Source organism: Pseudomonas sp. GW821-FHT03C07 (assembly GCF_059420925.1).
In genome coordinates this window covers 140,466-160,352 of the sequence record NZ_JBWKUQ010000005.1, presented here as the reverse complement: position 1 = coordinate 160,352, position 19,887 = coordinate 140,466, and the positions used below count along the sequence as shown (strand labels likewise).

16 protein-coding genes and 7 pseudogenes are annotated in these 19,887 nt (G+C 58.2%); 17 read left to right on the top strand and 6 right to left on the bottom strand.

Annotation, left to right across the window (positions count from 1 at the left end):
• Positions 1-3: 3 nt before the first annotated feature.
• The 4 genes from benB to AC07VG_RS12430 all read right to left on the bottom strand — a co-directional run bounded on the left by benB (position 4) and on the right by AC07VG_RS12430 (position 3,027).
• Positions 4-492 (bottom strand): benzoate 1,2-dioxygenase small subunit, encoded by a 489-nt coding sequence (gene benB, locus AC07VG_RS12445; protein ID WP_495021251.1) that lies wholly within the window; start codon positions 490-492, stop codon positions 4-6.
• On the bottom strand, positions 489-1,853 hold the full coding sequence (gene benA, locus AC07VG_RS12440) for a benzoate 1,2-dioxygenase large subunit (RefSeq protein ID WP_495021250.1): 1,365 nt from the start codon (positions 1,851-1,853) through the stop codon (positions 489-491). The genes benB and benA overlap by 4 nt, the downstream gene beginning before the upstream one ends.
• A gap of 128 nt (positions 1,854-1,981) precedes the next feature.
• Positions 1,982-2,752, bottom strand: coding sequence for an OprD family outer membrane porin (locus tag AC07VG_RS12435; RefSeq protein ID WP_495021249.1), 771 nt, complete (start codon positions 2,750-2,752; stop codon positions 1,982-1,984).
• Positions 2,749-3,027 (bottom strand): OprD family outer membrane porin, encoded by a 279-nt coding sequence (locus AC07VG_RS12430; protein WP_495021347.1) that lies wholly within the window; start codon positions 3,025-3,027, stop codon positions 2,749-2,751. The genes AC07VG_RS12435 and AC07VG_RS12430 overlap by 4 nt, the downstream gene beginning before the upstream one ends.
• A 204-nt stretch (positions 3,028-3,231) precedes the next feature.
• On the opposite strand from AC07VG_RS12430, the pseudogene AC07VG_RS12425 reads away from it, so the two are divergent.
• The 8 genes and pseudogenes from AC07VG_RS12425 to AC07VG_RS12390 form a co-directional block, all read left to right on the top strand.
• Positions 3,232-3,654 (top strand): annotated as a pseudogene (locus AC07VG_RS12425) (malic enzyme-like NAD(P)-binding protein); the annotation flags it as partial.
• A gap of 363 nt (positions 3,655-4,017) precedes the next feature.
• On the top strand, positions 4,018-4,503 hold the full coding sequence (locus AC07VG_RS12420) for an acyl-CoA thioesterase (RefSeq protein ID WP_495021248.1): 486 nt from the start codon (positions 4,018-4,020) through the stop codon (positions 4,501-4,503).
• A gap of 73 nt (positions 4,504-4,576) precedes the next feature.
• Entirely contained in the window at positions 4,577-6,247 is a 1,671-nt protein-coding gene (locus AC07VG_RS12415; protein WP_495021346.1) for an FMN-binding glutamate synthase family protein, read from the top strand.
• 383 nt (positions 6,248-6,630) lie between these two features.
• Positions 6,631-7,251, top strand: a complete 621-nt coding sequence (locus tag AC07VG_RS12410; protein WP_495021247.1) for a TetR/AcrR family transcriptional regulator — start codon at positions 6,631-6,633, stop codon at positions 7,249-7,251.
• A gap of 124 nt (positions 7,252-7,375) precedes the next feature.
• Positions 7,376-8,881, top strand: coding sequence for an efflux transporter outer membrane subunit (locus AC07VG_RS12405; RefSeq protein WP_495021246.1), 1,506 nt, complete (start codon positions 7,376-7,378; stop codon positions 8,879-8,881).
• On the top strand, positions 8,878-10,068 hold the full coding sequence (locus AC07VG_RS12400; protein WP_495021245.1) for an HlyD family secretion protein: 1,191 nt from the start codon (positions 8,878-8,880) through the stop codon (positions 10,066-10,068). The genes AC07VG_RS12405 and AC07VG_RS12400 overlap by 4 nt, the downstream gene beginning before the upstream one ends.
• Before the next feature lie 11 nt (positions 10,069-10,079).
• On the top strand, positions 10,080-11,600 hold the full coding sequence (locus tag AC07VG_RS12395; protein ID WP_495021244.1) for an MFS transporter: 1,521 nt from the start codon (positions 10,080-10,082) through the stop codon (positions 11,598-11,600).
• A gap of 8 nt (positions 11,601-11,608) precedes the next feature.
• Positions 11,609-12,262, top strand: a pseudogene (locus AC07VG_RS12390) (alpha/beta fold hydrolase); the annotation flags it as partial.
• Between the two features lie 27 nt (positions 12,263-12,289).
• Here the strand turns inward: AC07VG_RS12390 and AC07VG_RS12385 are convergent.
• Entirely contained in the window at positions 12,290-13,189 is a 900-nt protein-coding gene (locus tag AC07VG_RS12385; RefSeq protein ID WP_495021243.1) for a LysR family transcriptional regulator, read from the bottom strand.
• 109 nt (positions 13,190-13,298) lie between these two features.
• On the opposite strand from AC07VG_RS12385, the gene AC07VG_RS12380 reads away from it, so the two are divergent.
• Genes AC07VG_RS12380 through AC07VG_RS12365 form a run of 4 tightly spaced genes read left to right on the top strand, consistent with a single transcriptional unit; the run spans position 13,299 to position 15,873 of the window.
• Complete coding sequence (locus AC07VG_RS12380; RefSeq protein WP_495021242.1) at positions 13,299-13,928, top strand: NADPH-dependent F420 reductase; 630 nt, start codon at positions 13,299-13,301, stop codon at positions 13,926-13,928.
• 19 nt (positions 13,929-13,947) lie between these two features.
• Entirely contained in the window at positions 13,948-14,790 is an 843-nt protein-coding gene (locus tag AC07VG_RS12375) for a DODA-type extradiol aromatic ring-opening family dioxygenase (protein WP_495021241.1), read from the top strand.
• Complete coding sequence (locus AC07VG_RS12370; RefSeq protein WP_495021240.1) at positions 14,783-15,454, top strand: alpha/beta hydrolase; 672 nt, start codon at positions 14,783-14,785, stop codon at positions 15,452-15,454. The genes AC07VG_RS12375 and AC07VG_RS12370 overlap by 8 nt, the downstream gene beginning before the upstream one ends.
• Before the next feature lie 17 nt (positions 15,455-15,471).
• Positions 15,472-15,873, top strand: a complete 402-nt coding sequence (locus tag AC07VG_RS12365; RefSeq protein ID WP_248796440.1) for a DoxX family protein — start codon at positions 15,472-15,474, stop codon at positions 15,871-15,873.
• 714 nt (positions 15,874-16,587) lie between these two features.
• On the opposite strand, the pseudogene AC07VG_RS12360 reads toward AC07VG_RS12365, so the two are convergent.
• A pseudogene (locus AC07VG_RS12360) lies at positions 16,588-16,826 on the bottom strand (transposase domain-containing protein); the annotation flags it as partial.
• A gap of 350 nt (positions 16,827-17,176) precedes the next feature.
• Between AC07VG_RS12360 and AC07VG_RS12355 the strand changes: the two are divergent.
• From AC07VG_RS12355 to AC07VG_RS12335, 5 genes and pseudogenes are all read left to right on the top strand, one after another.
• A pseudogene (locus AC07VG_RS12355) lies at positions 17,177-17,413 on the top strand (TIGR00366 family protein); the annotation flags it as partial.
• Positions 17,403-17,741 (top strand): annotated as a pseudogene (locus tag AC07VG_RS12350) (DUF3987 domain-containing protein); the annotation flags it as partial. The pseudogenes AC07VG_RS12355 and AC07VG_RS12350, both read left to right, overlap by 11 nt.
• Positions 17,738-17,925, top strand: a pseudogene (locus AC07VG_RS12345) (hypothetical protein); the annotation flags it as partial. The pseudogenes AC07VG_RS12350 and AC07VG_RS12345, both read left to right, overlap by 4 nt.
• Positions 17,909-18,520, top strand: a pseudogene (locus AC07VG_RS12340) (integrase domain-containing protein); the annotation flags it as partial. The pseudogenes AC07VG_RS12345 and AC07VG_RS12340, both read left to right, overlap by 17 nt.
• Positions 18,521-18,751: 231 nt before the next feature.
• The gene (locus AC07VG_RS12335) at positions 18,752-19,873 is read left to right on the top strand and encodes a muconate cycloisomerase family protein (RefSeq protein ID WP_495021239.1); all 1,122 of its coding nucleotides are present in this window, start codon (positions 18,752-18,754) and stop codon (positions 19,871-19,873) included.
• Positions 19,874-19,887: the final 14 nt, after the last annotated feature.

Sequence of the window (19,887 nt, the reverse complement as noted above, 5' to 3'; positions counted from 1 at the left end):
GATTCACAGGTGGTAAATATCGATGACTTGGCGGACATAATCGTTTTTCAGCACGACTTTCTTTGCCTTGATCAGCGGTTGTTCACCGCGGGTGTCCAAGGTGTAGAAGCTGGTGCCGAAATAACTGTCGACCGTCTTATAGCGAAAGCTCAGGGTGTGCCAGTTAAAACGCACGACGCACTGACCCTCGCTCTGCTCGGTGATCTCGATATTGCTCAAGTTATGGGAGGTACGCGTGTCCGGGACGCTCGCGCTGGAACGCTCGGTCTTGATCCGGAAAATACGGTCTTCCAGACCTTCACGGCTGCCGTACCAGATCAGCGAGATTTCGCTTTGCGGGTCTTCGGTCAGCTCGTCATCGTCATCCCACGATGGCATCCAGAACGTCGCGTCGGCGGAGTAGAGTTCCAGCCACTGATCCCACTGTTTGTCGTCAAGGTGGCGGGCTTCGCGAAACAGGAAGTCGCGCACGGTGTCGTAGGCAATGCTCATTGGACCTCCCGCGCAGGAATCTTGCCTGCCTGTTCAGTGGCCACGGCTTGCAGCATGGTGTCCTTCCAGTACTTGTGCTGCTCGACGAACAGCCCCTCGTCTTCAGTGCGAACGCCACTGAGCAACGGATGCAGATCAATCTCCAGTGCCGCGTCGTCCGGCCCTTCGACCCAGTGTTCGGCACCGCGCGACATATCGTTCCAGGCTGTGGCACTGCCTTGGTAACCGACCTGGCAGGAACGGAATTCCTCCAGGTCGTCTGGGGTTGCCATGCCGCTGACGTTGAAGAAGTCCTCGTACTGGCGAATGCGTCGCGCACGGGCTTCTGCGCTTTCGCCCACCGGCGCGATGCAGTAGATGGTGATTTCGGTCTGGTTGACCGAGATGGGCCGGGCAATCCGGATCTGCGAGCTGAACTGGTCCATCAAGTACACATTGGGGTACAGGCACAGATTGCGCGAATTACCGATCATCCAGTCGGCGCGAGCCTGGCCGAAGTCACTGACTAGCTCATCACGGCGCTCATACAGGGGGCGGTCCTCCGGGTTTGCCCAGCGCGTCCAGAGCAGCATGTGGCCCTTGTCAAACGAGTAGAAGCCGCCGCCGCTCTTGGCCCAGCCGCCGGCACTCATGGTCGGGTTGGCATCGCCGGACTGGCGCTCCTTGCGCTGGTTTTGCGTGGCGGCATAGTTCCAGTGCACTGAGCTGACGTGGTAACCGTCCGCGCCGTTTTCAGCGGTCAGTTTCCAGTTGCCCTCGTAGATGTAGCTAGAGGAGCCGCGCAGCACTTCCAGGCCATCGGGGGATTGGTCGACGATCATGTCGATGATTTTGGCCGACTCGCCCAAGTGCTCGGCCAACGGCACGACATCCGCATTCAGACTGCCAAACAGGAACCCCCGGTAAGACTCAAAGCGCGCCACTTTGGTCAGGTCATGGGAGCCTTCGCAGTTGAAGCTTGTGGGGTAGCCGGCGTTGCTTGGGTCTTTGACCTTGAGCAGCTTGCCGGAGTTATTGAAGGTCCAGCCATGGAACGGGCAGGTATAGGACGACTTGTTGCCACGCTTGTGCCGGCAAAGCATCGCACCGCGATGGCTGCAGGCATTAAGGAAGGCGTTAAGCACACCGTCCTTGTTGCGCGCGATGAAGATCGGTTGGCGGCCCATTTGCAGGGTGATGTAATCGTTTTTCTGGGGGATCTGGCTTTCGTGCGCCAGATAGAGCCAGTTGCCTTCAAAAATATGCTTCATTTCAAGGTCGAACAGGCGGGAGTCGGTAAACATCTCGCGTTTGCAGCGGTAGATGCCTTCTTCACGGTTTTCTTCAAGCAAGGAATTGAGATACTCGACGCCAATGGACATGGTCTGCGCCTCCGTTGTTGTTATTGGTAGCGCCAGTGTCACCGGCTTGGCGCGTCGGCAATATCCGTTGAGTGCAGACCGCTATCCACTTTGTGCAGATCAGAACAGCTTCCAGGTGTAGGTGGCGATCAGGCTGTTCTCATCGAACTCCGCGCCGTAGCGGGCCTGCGTGCCGATGTGCCGGGCGTCGAACCCCAGTCCCTGCAGCGGGCCGCTTTACAGCACATAGTTGACGGTGAAATTGCGCTCGCTTTCAGTGTTGCCCGCCAGGCCGCACCTCGCTCGATATTGGTACCGCGCAAGTAACGCATCATGAACCTGAGGCCTGGTACGTCCATCGCCACGAAGTCGTAGTCGTATCGCGCCTGCCAGGACCGCTCCTGTGCCTTGTAGAAACCCAGTGACGACCAATTGACCAGATATTGCTCGGGCACATAGCCATTGAGCAGCGGAAAGGCATCCTCGCCGAACATGCGCTGAAACCCTACGGTGAACGTATGGGCGCCCTTGCGCAGCGCACTCATCAATCCCAACGAACGGTTGTCGACGCTGCCGGAGAGCCGCCTGCCCTTCTGCGTGTTGGAGTAATAGCGAACATCGCTCTTGAGGCTATAGCCGCCCCCCAGGTCGGAGGTTTGGGCCAGGGCGAAATAATGCTGCTGGAAGATATCTTCGAGTTGGTCGAAGTAGTACGTGCCATTGAACGTCGGGCTGAAGTCATAACGCGCACCGGCAAAATTGAGCCCACTGCTGTGCTGCGAGGGGTTGTCGCCAAACAGGTAGATCGGTTCCCGGCTGGTGGATTCGCGGGAGGCGATCGTCCAAAAGCGACCGGCATTGAGGGTCAAGCGGCTCCACTCTTTGGACTCGACGGTGATGCCATCGTAGGTGGTCGTCAATTGCCGAGAGTCATCGGTGTAAGCCACGAGCGATGTTCGCCGATGCGCAGCTCGGTGTTGGAGATACGGACTTTACCGGTCATGCCTGCGCGGCCGTATTCATGTACCGGCTCGCCCTTGCTGGGATCGTAGGGCAGCACCGAATCCTGGCCTCGCCCGCCGCCTCCATCAAGTCGGTAGGCAAACTGGCTGGAAGTATCCAAGCCGAACTGAACCAGCCCGTCGGTGTAGCCCGAACGGTATCTGAGGTCGAAGCCCTGGCTCCAACTGCCGATCTTAGATTTTGGCGCATTATCCTGCTTGAAATCGCAGTCGACGTAGAAGGGTCACTCCCGATTGGATCTTATTGTTGTTTTACGACGGGTACGGACTCGCCGACCGAGATGCCCCGGTTTACCGGAGGCACTTCAGCCAGCGTCTTGCAGTGAGGAGGGAACAGCTGGTTCAAGGCGCTCGGGGAGAGTCGCCCAAAGATGAATTTGCATGCGGGCTGCTCTAAGCCGATCGTCATGCCGCTGTCCAACCCGACTTCCAAGATTGAGGCTACCCCCCAGGAAATCCTCACCTGGACCAATGGCCAGGCTCTGGTGGCCACTGGCAGCCCGTTTCCACCGGTCAGCCTGGGCGAGCGCAAGATTCACATCGCCCAGTGCAATAACGCCTACATCTTCCCCGGTATCGGGCTGGGCGTCTTGGCGGTCATGGCCGCTTCCAGAGCCTTGGCCGACTGCTCTCCACTACTCACCGGAGAGGGTGATGCGGTGTTGCCACCGTTGAGCGAGATACAGGCGGTGAGCAAGAAGATCGCCTTCGCCGTGGCCAAACAGGCTCAGGAGGAAGGCAAGGCTTTAGAGGTCAGTGACGAGCGTCTGCACTTAGCGATCGAAAGCAACTTCTGGTAAGCGCGTTATAGGGATTATCGTCGTTCCTCGATCTGATGTTGTAACGATCTGTGGGAGCACGTCTCATGTGCTCCCACACTGTCCGGGCATATCGGAATACCCGCAAACCATATCGAACCGTTACAAAATATGTAACATACCTTCTCACTTGATTAGCTAGCTATCGATTTTTTCGATTGTTAGACTCCCCCACCACCATGGCTCATCCACCCGGTGCTTCGTGTCCTGCAATCCTGTTACGCCCCGATCGGCCGGAATCTGCCCTTCTCGTTGCGGCGACGCACAACCGCGCCAGTCGCCCATGGCCGCAGCAACATCCGGATGAGTTGAGCCCACATGATTGACCGACCTGATGAGGCAGTAATGGAACCAGGAAGCTATCAATTGACCATGAGTGTGCTCATGACCCCGGACAAAGCCAACTTCTCCGGCAATGTTCACGGTGGAGCCTTGCTCAAGTTGCTCGATGAAGTGGCCTTTGCTTGCGCCAAGCGCTATGCCGGCAATTATGTGGTGACCCTGTCAGTCGACCAGGTGATCTTCAAGGAGCCGATCCGCATCGGTGAGCTGGTGACCTTTCTGGCTTCGGTGAACTACACCGGTCGCTCCTCGATGGAAATCGGCGTGAAGGTCATGACTGAAAACATTCATGAGCGCAGCGTACGCCACACCAACAGCTGTTACTTCACTATGGTCGCTGTCGACCACAACCATCGCCCCGTAGCCGTGCGTTCTCTGGTTCCGGATACCTGCGCCGAACAACGCCGGTACGCCCAGGCTCAGCAGCGCCGCCTGCAACGCCAGGAGCTGCAAGCTCGTTACGACTCGCTAAAAGTCGCCCAGGCTTGAACGTACTCGTATCCACGTGAAACCGAGCGGCCAACTGATCGCTGTCGATGCAACACCACAAGGAACAACACGCATGAAACTATCATTACTGGGTCGTTACTCATGCTTCGCCTTTTGCTTCGTCTTTACCCTCGTCGGTCTGTGCCTGTTCGAGCGCATCGAGTGGCTCTGGCCCTTCACTCTGATCACCGCGATCCTGACACTTATCGGCCTGAATGACCTGCATCAGACCCAACACTCAGTGCGTCGCAACTATCCCGTGATCGGAAACCTTCGTTATCTGATCGAGCATATCCGTCCAGAGATCCGCCAGTACCTGTTTGAAGGTGACGACGATGAACTGCCCTTCTCCCGTACCCAACGCTCGCTGGTCTATGCCCGTGCCAAGAACCAGAGTGCGGAGAAAGCCTTCGGCACGCTGAAGGATGTCTACAAACCCGGCTTTGAATTCATCGTTCACTCGATGCTTCCCAGCGAAGGGCTCGACCCCAAGGAGTTCCGAATTATGGTCGGTGGCCCGCAGTGCCGTCAGCCTTACAGCGCTTCGATCTTTAACATCTCGGCCATGAGTTTCGGCGCCCTGAGCGCCAATGCCATCCGCGCTCTGAACAAGGGAGCAAAACTGGGTGGCTTTGCCCATGACACCGGCGAAGGTAGCATCAGCCCCTATCACCGTGAATATGCTGGCGACCTGATCTGGGAATTGGGTAGTGGCTATTTTGGCTGTCGCGACCAGGACGGACGGTTCGATCCCAAGCGTTTCACCGCACAGGTCTGTAACCCTCAGGTGCGGATGATCGAGATCAAACTCAGTCAAGGTGCCAAGCCCGGGCACGGCGGTATTCTGCCCAGGCATAAGGTTACTGCGGAAATCGCCGAGACCCGGGGCGTGAGCATGGAGCGAGACTGTGTGTCACCGGCTCGTCACAGCGCCTTTTCTACACCGATCGAACTGCTGCAGTTCGTTCATAAGCTCCGTGAACTGTCCAATGGCAAACCGGTAGGCTTCAAACTGTGCATCGGCCAGCCCTGGGAGTTTATGGGAATCGCCAAGGCGATGCTCAAGACCGGAATCCTGCCCGACTTCATCGTCGTCGACGGCGCCGAAGGCGGCACAGGCGCCGCACCAAGGGAGTTCAGTGACAACATTGGCATGCCTCTGCGCGAAGGGTTGTTATTCGTACACAACACCCTGGTTGGCCTAAACCTTCGAGACAACATCCGGTTGGGTGCCAGCGGCAAGATTGTCAGTGCATTTGATATTGCCAGTGTGCTGGCTATCGGTGCCGACTGGGTCAACTCGGCGCGCGGCTTCATGTTTGCCATCGGTTGTATCCAGTCCCAAAGCTGCCACACCAACAAATGTCCGACCGGGGTCGCCACTCAGGACCCTTTGCGCCAGGGAGCACTGGTGGTCGAGGACAAAGCCACTCGCGTCTACAACTTCCACCGCAATACCCTGATGACACTGGCCGAAATGCTCGCCTCCGCGGGTATTGAGCATCCCTCGCAACTAACCGCCGAGCACTTGGTGCGACGAATCAGCGACACCCAGATCCGTTTATTTTCCCAGACACATACCTTCCTCAAACCCGGTGAATTGCTCGATGACCGCTGTACCAGCGAATTCTATTTGCGCATGTGGAGCAGCGCCCGGGCAGATAAATTCAAGCGCAACGACTCAGGCGATGAGACCGTTGTCGACAAGACCTCATCGGAGACTCGATATACCGCTATCGTGTGAGTATTACCATCAGTGCACTGCTGAGAGAGAGGGTTGGCCAACGCATCCGCTTAGTGCTCTCCCTGTGACTGGAATTGGGGTATTCATTTTGATAGGGAAGCTGAACCAGAACAAAAAGCACGCACAGCACACTAGCAGTAGCACTGGTCGCTCTCGGTATCACCAATGCCAGTGTCCAGAATACCGATCCATCTAAAGTTGGCCTTACGGTGATAGATGCAGCCAATCGGGCGACATCACCCTTGCGCCCCACCGGCAAGCAGCCCCAACCCATATCATCAGCTAGCCACGTTACCCTGGAAAAAATGCTATTGTATAAACACTGTTAGTTTCTATAGAATCCACAAGGCACTGAACAGCCAATTTCGAACAGCACCAAGCACATGCCCCAAAAGACCAGCAAGTCCACGCCTGCCAAACCTCGCAGCCGATCCTCAATTGGTGCGGTGCGTAGCCCACAAAGCACCGAAGCCATCCTGGAAGCGGCTGCCGCTATTCTTGAAGAACAAGGGTATCGGGCGTTTACCATGGACGCACTGGTCGAGCGCGCCGGGTCAAGCAAGCCGACCATCTATCGGTGGTGGCGCAGCAAAGGCGCTTTGTTGAGGGATGTTTACGAGCGCGCAGCGTTGACCTTCGTCACCTCCCCCGACACCGGGAATCTGGAACAGGATTTGATTGAGCATTTGCGCTCACTTTGGAGCTGGTGGCGGTCGTCAAGCGCCGGGGAAACCCTTCGCAGTTTCTTCATTGAAATTCAGCTGGATTCAAAGGCCATTGCAGAATTCCGAGAAGAGTTTCTGCCTCGCCGTGAACGTACGTTACGCAAGATATTCGCCAGAGCAGTGAGCGCTGGGGAAATCGTCGATGGTCCTGCGGTGAATGTGGCCGTCTCGATGCTCACAGGCATGTCCTGGCTGCATCTGGTCACCGCGAACCTGGAGAATCTTGATGACATCGACAATTCGGTCGCGGTGATCGTCAAAGGCCTGAGAGTTCGCTAGCCGGTAGGGGGCCAGGTTTTTTTTCGCCCATAACGACACTGACAGTTTTTATTAGCTTTATCGCGCTTCCAACCGGTCACCGTTCGTCGCTGCACGTCAGTCTTTACGCCAGAGAGTACCGTTCATGAATAGTCGAAAACGTGAGGAGTTTACGGACGTGCGATCCGGACGCCCCTTTGCCGCCAACGTGTCAGCCGCAGTCTTGCTGCTCCTGCTTGCCGGTTGCTCTTTCAGCGACTTGAAGCCCCAGTCCAGAATGCTCTCACCCGGGGATGTCGGTGAAACCCTGGCCAATAGCGGTATCGCGTTATCGCCTGCTGCTTGGCCAACCGAAACCTGGTGGACCAGCTTCAACGATGCACAGCTCAACACCTTGGTTGAAGAAGCGCTCGCAGAGAGTCCAACCTTACGCTCCGCCGCCGCTCGTGTACGCCAGGCCGGGGCCCTGGAGGCTATCGAAGATGCCTCGCTGCTGCCACGTATTGACGCAACGGCAAGTACCACCCGCGAACGCTTCAGTGCCAACGGCACCACACCTGCGCCCGTGAAAGGCACCTGGCAAAACGTCGACCAGGCGACGCTGAATGTCGGGTACGAACTGGATTTCTGGGGCAAAAATCGCTCTGCCGTTGAAGCCGCCGTGGGGCGCCGACATGCGCTTGAGGTCGACAGTCACGCGGCTGCGCTGATGCTGTCGGCAGCTATCGTGCAAACCTATATCGCCTTGCAGGACACCTATGAGCAACTTGACGTTGCTCAAGCGTTACTCGACCAGCAAATCCACATTGAAAAGCTGACGCAGCAACGCTTTACCGCCGAATTAGGCACGCAAATCGATATCAAGCAATCCCAAGCCTCGCTGCCCGCCAGCCGGGCCAATATTGCCGGTCTCAAAGAAGTAATTGAGCTGAACCAGAACAAGCTCGCCTCTTTACTGGGCAAGGGGCCTGACCGTGGACGCTCGATTACCCGCCCCCACATGCAGGCAAGCGGCACCCTCGCGCTACCCAGCCAGATTCCTGCCGAACTGGTCGGACACCGTCCCGACGTGGTCGCTCAACGCTGGCGCGTAGAGGCATCGGGGCATGAGATTGATGTGGCCAAAGCCCGGTTCTACCCAAACGTGAACCTCACGTCCTTTATCGGCCTGCAAAGCCTTGCGTTCGACACCTTCAGCGAGCACAGCAGTCGAATTCTGGGGGTTTCGCCGGCGATCAGCTTGCCGATCTTCGAGGGTGGGCGCTTGCGCGGCAATCTGGATGCCCAGGATGCGGCTTACGACCTTGCCGTTGAAAACTACAACCAGACCGTCATCGACGCACTACGTGACATCGCCGATCAATTGTCCTCACTGCGCTGGTTGAAAGAGCGCCTGGCCCAGCAGCTCGAAGCGGTCAACACAGCCCAAGCCGCGGCCGATCTGGTCAACCTGCGCTATGGCGCGGGGCTGGCCACCTATCTGCAAGTGCTGGCCACGGAGAACGCGACACTGATCCAGAAACGTCAATTGGTCACGTTGCAGTCCCGCGCACTTTCTCTGCAAGCCAACCTGAGTCGGGCGCTGGGCGGCGGCTACCGCCCCGAGCTCCCCACCACCCCCGCACTCCCAACCGTAGCTGATAAATCATGACCACCCAAACGCCCTCCCCCATCGACCCCGCTCAACCTCAAGCATCCTATCGTCCGCAGTTGCTGCTGATCCTGGGTATTGTGCTGTTAATGGCAACCTTGGGAGTCTGGTACCTGCTGGGACTCGGTACCGAATCTACTGACGATGCCTATGTGGACGGCAACATCGTTCAGGTGACCTCCCAAGTCAGCGGCACCGTGACGGTGATCAGCGGCGACAACACCGACCATGTCGATGCCCACTCGCCACTGGTTACACTCAATGCCGTGGATGCCGAGATTCAATTCGAGCGCGCCAAATCCAATCTTGCCCGCGCCGTGCGCCAGGCCCGTACCCAGTATTACCAGGTGCAACAACTGGAGTCTGAAGTCAGCCAGCGACAAAACGACGTACGCAAGGCCCAGGACGACGTACGCCGGCGCAATCAGCTCGCCGCCAGCGGCGCTGTTTCGCGCGAAGAAATCAGCCATGCCGAAGAGGTGCTTAAAAACGCCCTTGCGGGCCTGGACGGCACCCAGCATGCACTGGCCGTTCGCCTGGCCATGGTCGATAACACGACATTACGCAGCCACCCTGATGTGCTGGTAGCCGCCGCCAATTTGCGCGATGCCTGTATTTCACTGCATCGCACCCAGATCGACTCGCCGGTTACCGGCTTGATCACCAAACGTAGCGTGCAGGTTGGCCAGCGGATCAATCCGGGCGTAGCCCTGATGTCGGTGGTCCCCATCGATCAGGTGTGGGTGAGCGCCAACTTCAAGGAATCACAGATCCAGGATTTACGTATCGGTCAACCCGTGGTTCTGCATGCCGATGCCTACAGCCGCAAGGTGGTGTTTCACGGTTCCATCGCAGGTCTGGATGCTGGCACCGGAAGCGCGTTTTCGTTGATGCCTGCCCAGAACGCTACGGGTAACTGGATCAAGGTGACCCAGCGCGTGCCGGTGCGAATCGCCCTGCAACCGCGGGAAGTCGCCGACAACCCGCTGCGCCTTGGCCTATCCATGCGTGTCTCCGTCAATACCACCAACACCAGTGGCCAGGTACTCAACAAGAAGACACCCGCGCAACCGGCCTACAGTACCAACGTCTTTGAAAACGAGCTCAAGGACGCCAACGAAGTGGTAGAGCAGGTGATCAGCGCCAACGAAGACCGTGGCCAATACGCCAAGCTTCTGAAACCTTGACGGGGTATTTCATGTATCGGAAAAACGCCGCCTTGTTGATGACCGTAGGGCTACTGTGCGCGCTGGAGTATCTGCAGGCCGGTATGATTGCCTTTGCCTCGGCCCCCATCCGCGGTGAGATCGACGCCAGCCCTGAAGAATTTACCCTGGTTGCAGCGCTCTATGCCTGTATTGCGGTGGTGGTCATCTCAAAACAGCGTTGGCTGGTGGAACGGCTCGGCTGGCGCAACTTCATGCTTGGCTCCATCAGCATTTACGTGATGGGCGCGTTCGTATGCGGCGTCAGCAGTGACCTGAGCACCTTCACCGCCGGCCGGGTGATCATGGCGTTGGGAGGCGCCTCATTCATGACCTCCGCGCGCCTGATGGTCAACCTGCTACCTCCGGGCCCTGGGCGATTCGTTGGAGTAAAGGTATTCGCCACGGGTCTGGCCATCGGCACGGCAGCAGCCCCCTTTCTGTCATCACTGGTGGTGGTCGAGGACACGTGGCACGCCATCTTCTGGCTGCTGATTGCCGGTGCGGCGGCGGCGGCCGTACTCTGCACACGTTTTTTACCCCACACACCGATTCACGAAGATGAGCGGACACCCTCCAGCCCGGCGAACATCCTGTTGTTATCCGTCAGCACTTTCTTCCTGCTGTATGTGCTCCAGCGCTCCTACTACGACTTTTACAACGAGACGTTCATCCTCCTGACCTTCGCGCTGCTGGCCGCCCTGGGCGTGTATATTTTCTTCCACGCCGAACACGGTAAAGAGACGCCTTTTCTCAAGGTCAAAGACTTGATGCAGTCTCGCTACATCCTCGGAGTTGCGTTGTTCTGCTTCACCTACGTTGTGCTCGGCAGCAACAACTACATCTTGCCGTATTTCCTGCAAACAGCACTGGGTTACTCCTGGGATACCATCGGTACGTTCCAGGCCTTCGGCCTGGCCGGCGCACTATTGACCTGGGTCGTCATGGCTATCGTCATTCCAAAGTACCCGGCGCCGAAGAAGTTTTTCATAGCAGGATTCAGTGCGCTGATCGGCTTTGCCGTGCTGTTGTCATCCCTTACCCCCGAAGCCAATATGTGGACAAACATCTTGCCTGCGCTGGTGCTTAACGGCTGCTTCGTGATGCTGGTGCTCGCCACGGCGGCCATGCAGACCTTTCGTGATGTGACCCACCACGACACGTTGTTCGCCCATGCCTATCAGATCAAAAGCATGCTGGGGCAGATTGCAATAGCACTGGGTACCGCCGTTGCGACCTTGTTTCTGCAATGGCGCACCACGCTGCAATATAACAACCTGAACGGGCATTTCAGTTCAGGCGATCCCTTCTATCTGGAACAAACTCAGCGCCTGGCTCAGGCACTCACCCCGACCCTGGGCGCGGGCCCAGCCAGTCAGATTTCGGTGTCGACGCTTGCACAATACCTCTATCAACAATCAACCCTGGTCGCCAGCCTGGAGTACTTCTGGGCAGTCATCGTAGTCGCCGGTATCTCACTGGTCATTTCCATGATGCAGAAGACCTTCAAGTGACGTCCGCGGTGACTTTTGGCAATCGAGATTCCCGCTACGCCATGGACGTGAAAGAGTTTTCGGATCACCTGGGTGTGCCCCAAGCCGACTACTGCGGTTGGTCGATGGGCGCGTCGATCCTGTGGGCCTATATCGACCTGTTCGGTACACAAGGCATGCGCACGCTGAGCATCATCGACCAGGTACCCTCGGTTTATTGCCACGCGAACTGGACGGAACCGGAGCGACTGCAAGCCGGCGCCTTCACCACCTCACCAGAGTGCATGATTGCGTCCTACGTCAATGGGACGCCCACCAACCAACTGATCAGCGCGACTCGGGTTCTCGAACGGGCCATGGATCTGGACTCGCCCTACTTTCATAACGTGATCAGCCTGGCACAGGCCGCTGTGAAGGACGACATGACGTTCCTGGAGCGCGTGTTGTTCGATCACGTCACCAACGATTGGCGGGATGTCATCCAATCTCGAATTGATGTTCCAACCGCCATTTTCACGGGCGAATACAGTGACTGACTGGATAGCCAACGCGGGATGAATTCAGTCGTCGCGGGCTCCGTGCTGCATGTGTACACCAAGGCCGAACAAGGCGAACACTTCCTGGCATTGAAGAATCCGGAAAAGTTCACTCGCGACCTGCGGGGTTTTCTGGATAAGTGCTGAGTCAGACCTTGCCAGGGAAAATGCCGATTATTGCTCCCATCGAGGCTGGGCAAATCGCTCGGCCAGAAAATTGATCAGCACCCGGACCTTGGTCGCCAGGTGTTTGCGTGTGGGATAGACCACATGGATACCCAGTTCGACCGACTGGTACTCAGGCAGGATCTCCACCAGGTCCCCCGCTCGCAAATCCTCGGCCACCATGAAGCTGGGCTGCAAGGCGATACCGCCCCCCGCCAGTACGATACTGCGACAGGTATCGCCATTGTTGCAGCGAACAATCGAACGGGTGCGTACCGTTTCACTGCCGTCAGGACCCTGGAACTGCCATTCATTACCGCTGGCGAAGTGGGTGTAGGCAATCACCCCGTGCGCTGCCAGGTCCTTCAAGCTACGCACCTGGGGATGGCTCGCCAGATAGTCGGGCGAGGCACACAGGCACATCCGCGTGCCCGCCAGACGGCGTCCTACCAGGGAAGAGCTTTCCATCCGGGAAATGCGAACCGCGGCATCGAATCCCTCCTCCACCAGATCCACCAGTCGGTCATTCAAGCTGATGTCCAACTCGATATTGGGGTAGGCCTTCATGAAGTCGCCCCAGATCGGCGCCAGATGCAGCACCCCGAAGCTGACCGGTGCATTCACTCTCAAAACACCACTGGGCTCCGGTGCGGTGGCCGATACGGCCTCCTCGGCCTGATCCATGAGCGCCAGTACCTCACGCGCCTGGTGGTAAAACTGGCGCCCCTCCTCCGTCAGTGAAAGCCGCCGGGTCGTGCGCTGCAGAAGTCGCACACCCAGGCGTTCTTCAAGACCGCTCACATAGCGCGAGATGGCCGCCTTGGACATCGCCAACAATTCGGCCGCGCCTACGAAGCTGCCTTTATCGACGACGCTGCAGAAGACCTGCATCTCCAATGCTCTGTCCATTATTGTCTCGATAAGTGGAACGGTTTATCACATTCGACCTTATTTATCTCAAATTCACAACCTATAAACTGAGCTCATCGAAACGCACATCAAGGCAAATGAGGTCGCTATGAAAATTACCGTAGTGGGTACCGGCAACATGGGTTCGGCGTTCGCAAAACAACTGTCCAGCGTCGGCCATATCGTTCGTATCACCGGACGCGACATCGACAAGGCCAAGGCCCTGGCCGCTCAGTTTGACAATGTCAGCGCCTACCCGGCTGCCGAGGCACTGGGTGACAGCGACGTCGTTGTCGTTGCAACCGCCTATGACGACGCCGTCAAAGCCCTGCAAAGCCTGGGCGATCTGGGGGGCAAGGTGGTTATCGATATCACCAACCCACTGAGCGCCGATTACATGTCGCTGACCATCGGTCACGTGACCAGCGCCAGCGAGGAAATTGCCAAAGCAGTGCCGCAAGCCCATATCGTAAAAGCGTTCAATACCCTGTTCGCCCAAGTGCTTGCCGACGGCCCGTTTTTCGCCAATGACCAGCGCGGCAGTGTATTTGTCGCCAGCGACAGCGAGCGCGCCAAACAGACCGCGATTGCCTTGGCACAGAGCCTGGGTTGGAACACGGTCGACGCGGGCGCACTGGTCAATGCCCGTTACCTGGAGCCATTGGCAGGTTTGAATATCTACCTCGGCTACGGCGCCGGCCTGGGCACTTCCATCGCCCCTGCCTGGCTGGGCAAGTAATCGTTGGGGAGCATTCACCATGAACACCTCGTTCCCGCTGTTGTTTGTGTCTCATGGTGCTCCGATGTTTGCCATCGAGCCCGGCCTGGCGGGTCAACGCCTGGCCGAGCTCGGTCGCGAACTGCCACGACCTGATGCCATCGTCATCCTCTCGCCACACTGGATGACCCGCGGCGAGGTCAGCGTCACGGCGAGCACCGCCCCTGAAACCCTTCACGACTTCGGTGGTTTTCCCGAGGCGTTGTACCAGTTGCGCTACCCCGCACCGGGCTCCCCGGCCCTGGCCGCGCATATCGTGGATCTGCTGCAGAATGCGGGATGGAAGTCCCGGCTTGACGCCCGCCGCGGTCTGGACCACGGCGCGTGGGTACCGCTGCTGCACCTGGCCCCTGAGGCGGACATTCCAGTTGTTCAGGTATCGATGCCTGCCAGTCTCGATACCCACCAGGCCTGGAAGTTCGGCCAAGCCCTCAAGCCGCTACGGGATATGAACGTGCTGATCGTGGCTTCCGGAAGCCTGACCCATAACTTGTATGAGTTTCGCGCGGCGGCCGGCCAAGGGGCCGATTACGTGAAAGCGTTTGCGGCCTGGACAGCCCAAACCCTGCAGGCGGGCAATACCGATTTCCTGCTGGACTATAAGCAGCACGCACCTTCAGCCGAACGTGCCCACCCGACTGATGAGCATTTTTTACCGTTGCTCATCGCCCTCGGCGCGGCCGGAGAACACTATGCGACACGTGTCCTGGAAGGTGGCGTGAGCTACGGCGTACTGGCGATGGACAGCTACCTGTTTTCTTCGAACACCCCTGTTGGATTCGACTCCACTCACCTCAGCCAAGGCGTTGCAGATCATGCGTGACACCTCTTTTTCCGAAGCCGCTCGCGAGCCGCAAACGGGCCTGCTTTTCCGCAAAGGGTGCAGTACTGCTACACCCAAGGGGCGCCTGCTCCTGCTACATGGCGTTGGTTCAAATGAAGCAAATCTCGCATCATTGGCCGCATCGCTACCCGAGGAGCTGGAAGTCATTCTGCTGCGCGGTCCGCTGCAGGTCGGCCCACAAGGCTTCGCCTGGTATCAGGTGAACTTCACCAGCAACGGCCCGTCGTTCAATCAGGAGCAGGCCGAGTCCAGCCGGCAACAGTTGCACCGTTTCATCGAAGCGCTGCCCAAGTTGCCGACCGTGATTGCCGGCTTCAGCCAGGGCGGCATCATGAGTGCGAGCCTTGGGGTGACCGAGCCCGAACTGGTTGCCGGTTTCGCGATATTGAGCGGCAGGATGCTGCGCGAACTTGATCCTCGGATCGCTTCCGCAGAACGGCTCAAGTCGGTCTCTGCCTTCATTGCCCATGGTTATCAGGACAACGTTCTACCGGTGGCTTGGGCGAAAGAAGCGGACGACTGGCTGGCACGAATCGGCGTCGCCCACGAAACACATTTCTACGACATGGCCCACGAGATTGTCGCTGAAGAACTGGCAGATTTCTCGAAATGGCTGACCAACTCGCTGCTACTCTCCAAATAAACCAAAGGAACTGCACCATGATCGACTCACGTACCGCACCATACGCCGCCTTTGTTATGCGCTTGGCCCTCGGCATCATGTTCATTGCCCACGGCCTGACCAAAGTCCTTGTGTTTACCCCAGCAGGTACCGCGGGCTTTTTTGAATCGATTGGCTTCCCGGGCTTCCTGGCGTATCCGGTCATGGCCTTTGAAGTCATCGGCGGTTTGATGCTGGTGCTGGGTGTCTATGCGCGCTGGGTGGCAGCTCTGGCGGTGATTCAGTTGTTCGTTGCCGCGACGGTCCACTTCGGTAATGGCTGGAGCTTCACCAACGCCCATGGCGGCTGGGAATATCCTGTCTACCTGTCCGTGACGGCACTGGTCGTAGCGTTGCTGGGTGATGGCGCCTTTGCGGTGAAGGCATCCAACAAAGCGTAAATCACTGCAGACTCACAGCCTGCAGATGCTCCGGAAGGCTCTGGGGCATCGGCAGTTTTGCGTTTGGGTCTAGCGTAACGGTTCATGTCAGGCGCGACGTCATAAAGCCCACAAAGGCCTTTATCTTGGGCAATGGCTGGCGACTGGATGGCCAGAGAATACTGAAGAGACGATGGTCGCGAACGTAGCGATCCAATACAGGTACCAACCGCCCGTCAGCGATGGTGCCCTCGACAAAGTTAGGGTGGCAGGCGATTCCCTGCCCTGCCTAGGCCATTGCCAGCAAGTGTTCAATCGCATTGGCGGTAGCTGATTGCCCAGTTCAATATTGCCCTGCCCCTTTCTTGACACCAGAGGCCAAACGTTGAGTTTACCACTGGTGGGGGATCGGTAACGCAGGCATGAGTGGTTGGACAGTTCCGATGGCCGTGCAGATCCCCCCCCGACTTGAAAGGTAGTGTGGCGAGGCGACCAAGGGATGACTGTAGCTGTTGAGCTTGCGCATCATCAAACAAGAGTCTTCAACCTCATGCCCGGCTGCGGCAAACCACGGCGCAACTTCCCCTGGTGCTTGCCGCTCCCCTGGCTGAACGCCCGTCTGGCAACCTCGTACTCCGCAAAAATCCGATGGCAGCGTTCCAGAAACACGCGGCCCTCGGACATTACCGTGATGGCACGCTTGGGCCGATGAAACAGCCTCACGCCAAGCTCTTCCTACAGCCGTGCGACCGCCTTGCCAACGGCCGATGAAGACACGCCAGTTCTACGCCCAGCTTCGGTAACGCTGCGCGTTAGACGAGTTAGAACGTCCTTCAGATAAGCATGCGGATCGTGTCCATTCATCCGCGCAGACTGGATCAACTCATGATCGCCGCCGCCCATTTTCCGCAGCGCAGCGAGCTGGCAAACAACCAGTTAGAGCGCCCAAGTGCCCACGGCCGTATCTGGTTGTCGGGTAGTCAGACGCGGTTGCCCGCGCGCCCCCCTAAGAACCGTGCATGCGAGTTTCCCAGCACACGACTCAAGCCTCTGCTAATGCACCTTTAGGCACCCGGTTGTACATCATCAGCATAGGAAAATTGCACATCCCTCGGGCTGCGTAGGTGGTAGATCTCAAGATTAGCCGCTGCGCCCATTCCGCCATGACCTAGCTTCACAATATGGCGACTATGCCACGGTGTGTCTTTGGTCACCGGCTTGAAGCAGACGCAGCAGCGGCCGCTCTGTTGCATCCATACGTTTCCAAGCTCAATGAGGGCATCAAGACCATCACCGGGATCACTCTCCAGTACCCCTTCTATGCGGGATCATGGCGATCATGGCCGGCTCGGGTCTGGTGGACAGCGTCTCCAAGGTCTTTGTCGACGTGGCCAACCAGCAGACCTTACCCTTCTGGGGTCTGATCAGCTCGTTCCCGATCAACTTCTTCGCCTCTTCCGAAGGCGGTCACTGGGCGATTCAGAGGTCCCTCACGATCGAGGCCGCCCGCGCCCTGGACAGCTCACTGGCCCAGACCTCCATGGCGGTAATGGGGTCGTGAACAGTGGCAGCGCTACCACGAACAGCTTGCTCGGCACCGTACCGCACAGCGACAGGCGCAGCATATCAATCCTTCCGATCCCAAATCCGCGAACGACGTACCGCTCGAAGAGAAGCCCTCGGCCCCTCGGCTGATCGCCACGGACCCGACTATCGAGGCCCTGATCAAAGGGCTCTGTCATGACTTGCCGAGCATGGGCCTGTTCTGTGATGACGGAGGGCAGTTCCTCGGCAGCAGCACCATGAATCGGGATAACCATTTGAAAACCGTGACGACCCTATCGTCGCTCTGGGACGGTAGCCCGATTGATCGTGCTCGCTCCATATCACCTCGACGACAGCCATCATTCAATGGTTGAAAGAGGATGGCGCGCATCTCTACGTCGCCGACAACACGCTGTGTTTTCGCCCGACTGATTGGGCCCAGTTCGCTATCGTGAGTACGAACTGGCGAGCCCTTTTCATGATCTCGCTGCAGTCGATCAGGAACTGAAAAATGGCTCGGGTCGGTAAGCGAGCTGGGTGTAATTTTGGCTTCGGTCGCCAGCTCCGCTATGCCGGACCGCAAGCCCTGAAAGATCTGTTTGGTGACGGCCATTTTGCTACCGTCAAAGCCCATAGCGATCGCTGGCAGGCATTTGTGCAGTGGTGTCGATCCGATGAAGGACCGAGGGTAAACGACGCGCGACGGATCGACCGCGAGATCCTCATGCGGTACGCCGCACACATACGAGAGCAGGTTGATCAGGGCAACATTGGCATCGCCACCGCGCAGAATCGCTTGTCCAGCGTCAACCGGACCATGGCTGCGCTTCGCGGAGATCAGTATGTGAAGGCCGTGAGTCAGAGAAGTGCGTTGGGAATGCGGCGTACCATTGTGCGTCGCACGGCGCCGCAAGGCCAAGACCGCGAACGTGTGAAGCGGGTTTTAGACGTGCTCTGCGGACATCAGCAGTCGCGCGCCGTGCGCCGTGCGCCATCGCAAGTAGGCGCGAGCAACCAGTACAGTATGTGCTCACGCGAGGCGATTTTGGCCGAACTTCCTCGAGTGCTAGGGCTGAACACAACGTCTCGGTTGTCCGGTAGCGTGACTGGTTCTGCCCAGCCGCTCATCCTGTCCTCAGAAGCTGTATTTCACCGAGAGCATCAGGTTGTGAGACTCGTCATAGACACTGATGGGCACGATTACCGAGGAACTCAGGGCGTTGTAGTACTCAGGGAGCCATACCCATAAAGTGTTGATCACCACCTATTGGGTATTTGACGTCCTCCAGCGAAACCACCACCATGCGGCTCATCGGGATCCAACCAGTACGCAGCTCAGGGAATAGCAGCCTCCATGCATCACACCTTAATTGAACAGGTCGAAGCTTATATCGTCGGGCTGCCGACCATCAGGCCACACCGGCTGGCGATGCATACCATCGAAACCCAATCCACCGTGATCCTGCGGATCCGCTGCAGCGACGGCGTCGACGGCCTAGGCGAGGCCGCCACCATCGGTGGCCTGTCCTACGCGAGTGAAAGCCCAGAAAGCATCAAGACCAATATCGACCGCTACTTTGCGCCGCTGTTGATCGGTCAGAATCCCTACAACTTGAACGCCCTAATGCAGCGCCTGGACAGTCTGATAAAGGGCAATACCTTCGCCCGCTCGGCCGTCGAAAGCTCCTTGCTCGACGCCCAGGGCAAACGCCTAGGATTGAGCGTCGCCGAGGTGCTGGGCGGCCCAGTGCAAAGTTGCCTGGAGGTGGCTTGGGTCTTAGCCAGCGGCGATACCGGGCGGGATATCCAGGAAGCCGAGCAGATGCTCGAGGCCCGTCGCCACCGTCAGTTCAAGGTCAAACTGGGCGCTCGCGAGCCGACCCTGGACATCCAGCACGCAGTGGCCATCACACAGGCCTTGGGCCACCGGGCCAGCGTGCGTGTGGATATCAATCAGTCGTGGAGTGAGGCGGTCTGTATCAGGGCATGCACCCAACTGGCCGACGCTGGAGTGGAACTCATCGAGCAGCCGCTGCCGCGCCATGAGCACCGAGCACTGGCACGCTTGAACATGCGCAGTCCGATCCCGCTGATGGCCGACGAAGCAATCGAGTCGGTCGCCGACAGTTTCGCGCTCGCATGTGACGGCGCCGCGCCGATTTTCTCGCTTAAGATCGCCAAGACCGGCGGGCCCTGCGCAGTGTTGCGCACGGCGGCCATTGCCAGGGCGGCGGGAATCGACCTGTATGGCGGCACCATGCTGGAAAGCAGCATCGGTACTCTCGCCTCCGCCCACGCCTTTGCCACCTTGCCCGAGCTGAAATGGGGCACAGAACTATTCGGGCCCCTGTTGCTGGTTGAGGATGTGGTGCTGCAGCGCCCTGAGTATCGGGACTTCAAACTCTGGTTACCGAGCGGGCCCGGGCTGGGGGTAGAGATCGACGAACGCCAACTGACGCGGTTGAGCCGCCATTGAGAGTACCTCCGCCG

What these genes read in the sequence shown, in the direction of transcription:
- benB (WP_495021251.1), bottom strand. Translation starts at nt 492, where the DNA reads ATGAGCATTGCCTACGACACCGTGCGCGACTTCCTGTTTCGCGAAGCC.
- benA (WP_495021250.1), bottom strand. Translation starts at nt 1,853, where the DNA reads ATGTCCATTGGCGTCGAGTATCTCAATTCCTTGCTTGAAGAAAACCGT.
- AC07VG_RS12420 (WP_495021248.1), top strand. Translation starts at nt 4,018, where the DNA reads ATGGAACCAGGAAGCTATCAATTGACCATGAGTGTGCTCATGACCCCG.
- AC07VG_RS12415 (WP_495021346.1), top strand. Translation starts at nt 4,577, where the DNA reads ATGAAACTATCATTACTGGGTCGTTACTCATGCTTCGCCTTTTGCTTC.
- AC07VG_RS12410 (WP_495021247.1), top strand. Translation starts at nt 6,631, where the DNA reads ATGCCCCAAAAGACCAGCAAGTCCACGCCTGCCAAACCTCGCAGCCGA.
- AC07VG_RS12405 (WP_495021246.1), top strand. Translation starts at nt 7,376, where the DNA reads ATGAATAGTCGAAAACGTGAGGAGTTTACGGACGTGCGATCCGGACGC.
- AC07VG_RS12400 (WP_495021245.1), top strand. Translation starts at nt 8,878, where the DNA reads ATGACCACCCAAACGCCCTCCCCCATCGACCCCGCTCAACCTCAAGCA.
- AC07VG_RS12395 (WP_495021244.1), top strand. Translation starts at nt 10,080, where the DNA reads ATGTATCGGAAAAACGCCGCCTTGTTGATGACCGTAGGGCTACTGTGC.
- AC07VG_RS12385 (WP_495021243.1), bottom strand. Translation starts at nt 13,189, where the DNA reads ATGGACAGAGCATTGGAGATGCAGGTCTTCTGCAGCGTCGTCGATAAA.
- AC07VG_RS12380 (WP_495021242.1), top strand. Translation starts at nt 13,299, where the DNA reads ATGAAAATTACCGTAGTGGGTACCGGCAACATGGGTTCGGCGTTCGCA.
- AC07VG_RS12375 (WP_495021241.1), top strand. Translation starts at nt 13,948, where the DNA reads ATGAACACCTCGTTCCCGCTGTTGTTTGTGTCTCATGGTGCTCCGATG.
- AC07VG_RS12370 (WP_495021240.1), top strand. Translation starts at nt 14,783, where the DNA reads ATGCGTGACACCTCTTTTTCCGAAGCCGCTCGCGAGCCGCAAACGGGC.
- AC07VG_RS12365 (WP_248796440.1), top strand. Translation starts at nt 15,472, where the DNA reads ATGATCGACTCACGTACCGCACCATACGCCGCCTTTGTTATGCGCTTG.
- AC07VG_RS12335 (WP_495021239.1), top strand. Translation starts at nt 18,752, where the DNA reads ATGCATCACACCTTAATTGAACAGGTCGAAGCTTATATCGTCGGGCTG.